This is a genomic window from Shewanella sp. (genome assembly GCF_051658185.1).
Lineage (GTDB): Bacteria > Pseudomonadota > Gammaproteobacteria > Enterobacterales > Shewanellaceae > Shewanella.
In genome coordinates this window covers 1-2,984 of record NZ_JBOFMC010000174.1, presented here as the reverse complement: position 1 = coordinate 2,984, position 2,984 = coordinate 1, and the positions used below count along the sequence as shown (strand labels likewise).

5 protein-coding genes are annotated in these 2,984 nt (G+C 48.8%); all 5 read left to right on the top strand.

Features of this window, described 5'->3' with window-relative positions; genetic code table 11:
* Positions 1 to 476, top strand: a 476-nt coding sequence (locus ACRCZA_RS07170) for a hypothetical protein (RefSeq protein WP_438673768.1), incomplete at its 5' end; no start/stop codon positions are given.
* A gap of 2 nt (positions 477 to 478) precedes the next feature.
* Complete coding sequence (gene rdgC / locus ACRCZA_RS07165) at positions 479 to 1,504, top strand: recombination-associated protein RdgC (RefSeq protein WP_438673767.1); 1,026 nt, start codon at positions 479 to 481, stop codon at positions 1,502 to 1,504.
* A gap of 57 nt (positions 1,505 to 1,561) precedes the next feature.
* Positions 1,562 to 2,059: a hypothetical protein gene (locus tag ACRCZA_RS07160; protein WP_438673766.1), complete on the top strand. Its 498-nt coding sequence runs from the start codon at positions 1,562 to 1,564 to the stop codon at positions 2,057 to 2,059.
* 11 nt (positions 2,060 to 2,070) lie between these two features.
* A complete protein-coding gene (locus ACRCZA_RS07155) occupies positions 2,071 to 2,304 on the top strand; it encodes a hypothetical protein (RefSeq protein WP_438673765.1) in 234 nt (77 codons plus the stop codon).
* Entirely contained in the window at positions 2,294 to 2,953 is a 660-nt protein-coding gene (locus ACRCZA_RS07150; protein WP_438673764.1) for a hypothetical protein, read from the top strand. Before ACRCZA_RS07155 ends, ACRCZA_RS07150 begins: the two co-directional genes overlap by 11 nt.
* The last annotated feature ends 31 nt before the right edge of the window (positions 2,954 to 2,984 follow it).

The window sequence follows — 2,984 nt, the reverse complement described above, 5'->3', positions numbered from 1 at the left end:
AGCTTAAAGGCGGCTTCCTGTCGTTGTATTCATTCAGTCCAGAGAAAGTCCTTAAGCTTGGCGATGCTGAAAACGCCTCAATTGATACTGAGTACCCATTGGGACTGTGGACGACGCACTTAGGCGTGTGCTGCATTGTAGCGGTGGGGCAGGATTCAAATGAGAGCGGGGAACGGGATCTTATCTTGCCGAAAATTGCCGGATTAAGTCAGCGCGGCCATCAAATCATTTGCCCAAGCAAGCCTGAGTGCTCGCAAATTGTCACGGAGCTGATGAAGTACAACGCCAAAGCGTGCAACGAGGCAATAGGGCGTTGTCGTGCTATTACATCGGAGATCGCACGCTGTACCAACTACGACGAAAACCGAATTTTGACGAACAAGCGCCTAATTGCGCTATCGCGCGAAAAGACCTCAACCGGATTAAGCGTGTTAACCAATCGAACCTCAGCAAGCCGCAAACGAAAAGGCAGGTAGTAATGGCAAAAAACAGTAATTTTCCCAAGGCGATGATGCTCTATTTTATCCGTGACGGATTCAATGTGACCTATGAATCTGTATCGCAAGCCGTTGAGCAATGCCGTTTGAAAGGGCTTGAATCGAGCTTAGGCGGTATTAAGGCGATGGGGTTCGTGCCTGTTATGGCTGGTGGTGATGCCCCGCTGGTGCATACCGTTGGCGGTTTTGCTGCTAATCCTGATGCTGGTGGCTTTTGTCTTAAAGTTGGTATGGAAGCAAGGGTTATCCCGTCGGATTGTGTGCGCCGCAAGTTAAAGAGCGAAATAGATGAGATCCAAAAGCGGGAAGTACGTTTTGTGCGTGGTAAAGAAAAGCACGAATTGGAAATGAATATTATCGAGGCCATGGCCGTTAACGCGCCTATTCGTTATCGGGAATTGAGCATGATGGTGTTGCCGTCCAAACAGCTTATGGCTGTGTTCACGAGCAATAGCGCTGATGTAGATGATATGACTTACTTGTTACGTCGTGCGTTGGGTTCGTTGCCGATCATGCCGTTTGAGGTGTTGGATTTTGTCGGTTTTAATGGCGTGGTGACTGGCTACCCGCAAGAGGTGTGTGATCGCATTAGTTTAGCAAATCAAGCCATGGTTAATGATGGTCGCGTAACGCCTGTGTTTAGTGCTGGGCATAGCGTCACTACTAGCAATGAGTGTGAAAAGGTGCGGTTTGCCGGATTCGAGGCGTCGCACGCCAGCGTTGCAAATTCAGTTAAAAATGACCGTTTAAACGTAGCCAGTATTGAGCTGTCATTCTCTAATGCCTTTACCGCGATGTTCCATGGCGTTGAAAAAATAACGGGGATGAAATGGCATTTAAACTCGGACGATATAGCCGACGATTGCGATGGAACAATCGAGGATGCTAGAAATTTAGTGTTAGCGGCTGATCTTGAATTAGTAAGCGGAGTTGTGACCGACTTACATACCTATTTTTATCCGATATTCGGGGCTTATCCTGTCTATGAGGAACAAGTAATCGAGTAAGCAGTGATGCGGCTGATACCTAGGCCGTAGAGTGTTACAAAAAAAAGGGAACCAACCATGTTTATAGAAGTAGATGATTTACCAAGCCGCAATTTTGCCTTACTTCACTTCAAAGGCCGCTTTGTGCTGTTTGATGTGACCAAGGGCGAGCTAATTGTAGGTGGCTCATTCACGGAGAAGTGGGCTAAGACCTATTTAATCGACGAATTGGCCATAGCGCCGGATGATAGCGAAGGTGTTAACCACGTCGTTAACCTGATCGCGCTTGCTAAGGCTAACGGGCATTCGCTCGGTCACGGGTCGTTTGATGACTGCATTCGTAACAACCGCTATGGCGCTAATGGTGAGCCGCTTAGCCAAGTACAGTTTGAAACGCGGTTTTTTCTCAAGGGGAAAAAGGCCAAGGCGCAATTGTATATGTGCGATATGTGCTTTGAGGCCGTGCATATCCCTGAAAGCCATCCTGAATACGCTAAATTTGCCGACAATGGCGGCTCGCAGCCAGTCTCGGATTATTGTGAGCATTGTAGCTGGGAAAAGATACTGACTCATTAGGGACTAGCGCAATGACGAATAATAACGAGGATATTAAGCGGCTGTTGCTGCTATTAAAGAAAAAGGATCGGGCGCTTAAAGAGGCTGGCAAGGCGTTAGATATGGCGGCCGCTAGGCTTGATGGTTGTGGCCGTGACAAACTTTGCAATCACTTTAGCGACGAGGCGGCCAAGGCGTACTTGGCTAGCATGGAATCGCCTTGTTTGTGCTTAACAGTCAGCAAAGGAGGTTGTCATGGCCTTTGATGAAAAGTTTTTGCAGGGCTACTTGGCGAAACAGGCAGTGTGGAGTAAGAACGGCGGTCGCTCAGGCTCAGGGCGGCCATATAGCGTGGCGGTACTTGGTGGCGATAATGCGCTATTAAGCAAGTCCAAGGCTAAAGCTAAAACTAAAGACTCAAACCCGCACGCTGTCGCATTAGCAAGGCTGGCCGCTAATCCTGTACTGCGTGAAGGTGGCGAGTATCGAGGCCGTAAGCTAAGCGCTAATCATGAGCATTGGGAGCAAGTGATGCTCTTTGATTGGCTCTATCGCTGCCATCCAGAAGTATACGACGACTTTACCGCTAACCCCATGGGCGGCCTGCGCAGCAATAAGACGGCTAACGATTTGTATGACGAGGGCGTGAAGTCCGGCTATCCAGATGTAACAGGCGATGTAGTGCGCGGCGTTTATCATGGCATTCGCATTGAATTGAAGTACGGCAAGAACAAAGCGAGCGCTAACCAAGTGGCGCGGCTTAACCGTCTTACTCAGAACGGCTACTTTTGCGCGTTGTGCTACGGATTTGATGAGGCGCGTCAGGCGATAGAGGAATATCTATCCTTGGCTGATGGCGAGTCAGTCACATTCGATTTAAATCAATCGCAATGGCTGGGGGTGAGTGATGATTGATGTTAGTCGCGTTAACTCAATTGGGGATCTG